The following is a 1,765-nucleotide window of genomic DNA, read 5'->3' on the forward strand; positions in this document are numbered from 1 at the left end:
TGGCCGGAAGCTCCTCAGCGCGCGCAACGGAGAAAGGACCTGGCCCGTGGATACGGTGACCGCAGGTCTCGCGCCCCGAAACCATAGGGCCGACCTCAAACGGAATGACCTCATCGTCCAGCAGGGCCAGAATCCAGCGCAGCGGACGGGCATAGGCCAGCGCGTGATTGCCCCAGCGCATGCGTTTGGCAAAGGGAAGCGCCGTAATGATGGCCGGACACATGACAGCCAGCAATTCCCTTGCGGGCGCACCGCCGGTACGCTTGCGCACGGCGATGTAAACGCCTTTTTCTGTCTCTTGCTGAAAAACGTCTTCCAGAGTGCAGCCATTGGTGCGGATAAAGCCTTCCAGCGCCTTGGTGGGCTTGCCCTCAGCATCATAGGCCACACGCACGGGCGGGCCGGAGACCACCTCTTCCCGCTCAATCTGCACGGGATTGAGGTTTTCAACCGTGACCACGGCGCGGCGCGGCGTGCTCATGACACGCAGGCTGCCGTATTCAAGGCCCGCTTCTTCAAAGGCGGCGGTAAAACGGGTGGAAAGTTCGGCTTCTTCGGGAGCCAGAAAACGGGAAGGCAGTTCTTCACTGCCGATTTCGAGCACAAAGGTAGCCACGGCTTTACCTCGCATCCTTTTTGAGCATGGGATAGCCCAGTTCTTCGCGCTGAGCCGCGTACAGACGGGCCACGCCCGCCGCCAGAGCCCGCACCCGGCCGATGTAGCCGGTGCGCTCCGTAATGGATATGGCCCCGCGCGCATCCAGCAGGTTAAAGGTATGCGAACACTTCAGACAATAATCGTAGGCAGGCCAGGGCAGACCCAGCGCAAGCATGGCCTTGCATTGGCCTTCAAAATCATTGAAATGGCGCAGCAGCATCCGGGCATCGCTGGCCTCGAAATTATGGCGCGACTGCTCCACCTCGTTCTGGTGGTAGATGTTGCCGTAGGTCACATCCTTGTTCCAGGCCAGATCATACACGGACTCCACGCCCTGAAGATACATGGCCAGGCGCTCAAGACCGTAGGTCAGCTCCACGCTCACCGGCGCAAGGTCAATGCCGCCCACCTGCTGGAAATAAGTGAACTGGCTCACTTCCATACCGTTGAGCCACACTTCCCAGCCAAGGCCCCAGGCCCCCAGGGTGGGCGATTCCCAGTCATCTTCCACAAAGCGGATGTCGTGCTGGGCGGGATTGATGCCCAAGGCGTTGAGGCTTTGCAGATACAGGTCCTGCACGTTGTCCGGCGAAGGCTTCATGATGACCTGAAACTGGAAATAGCGCTGCAGGCGATTGGGGTTTTCGCCATAGCGCCCGTCTGTGGGACGCCGCGAAGGCTCCACATAGGCCACGTTCCAAGGCTCGGGACCGATAACCCGCAAAAAGGTATGGGGGTTGAAAGTTCCGGCCCCGCACTCCACTCCCGAAGGCTGCTCGATAACGCAGCCCTGCCTGGCCCAGTAATTCTGTAGGGTGAGAATCACGTCCTGAAAATACATGTGTTGTCCTTTGGAAGGCTGATCAGAAGGTTTTTGCTTCCTGGCGGGGCAACGGCATGAACGGCGGACGCTGCGGCGAAAAACCCGCGCCCGGCCCTGCCGTTACGGCGACAGAAGGCAAAAACCAGCTGACCAGCGGCTCCTTTTTAGAGCATTGCAACTTTGAGAATGTATATTACCAAAGCTTGTAAGACGCCCACTTCGGCCTGTACCCGCGCAGGTACCCCGCACTTGCGCCTTGGTGGCGGACGCCTGCGCGCGCAGCC

At 59.8% G+C, this 1,765-nt stretch carries 2 protein-coding genes; both read right to left on the minus strand.

Annotation, left to right across the window (positions count from 1 at the left end; genetic code table 11):
- The coding region (locus V6C07_RS02815; protein ID WP_333534864.1) for a glycine--tRNA ligase subunit beta at positions 1-616 on the minus strand (616 nt) is incomplete at its 3' end.
- Positions 617-620: 4 nt separating this feature from the next.
- The gene (gene glyQ, locus V6C07_RS02820; protein WP_333534865.1) at positions 621-1,499 is read right to left on the minus strand and encodes a glycine--tRNA ligase subunit alpha; all 879 of its coding nucleotides are present in this window, start codon (positions 1,497-1,499) and stop codon (positions 621-623) included.
- Positions 1,500-1,765: the final 266 nt, after the last annotated feature.

The sequence above is a fragment of the Desulfovibrio sp. 1214_IL3152 genome (assembly GCF_036763055.1).
Taxonomy (GTDB): Bacteria; Desulfobacterota; Desulfovibrionia; order Desulfovibrionales; family Desulfovibrionaceae; genus Desulfovibrio.

What these genes read in the sequence shown, in the direction of transcription:
- glyQ (WP_333534865.1), bottom strand. Translation starts at nt 1,499, where the DNA reads ATGTATTTTCAGGACGTGATTCTCACCCTACAGAATTACTGGGCCAGG.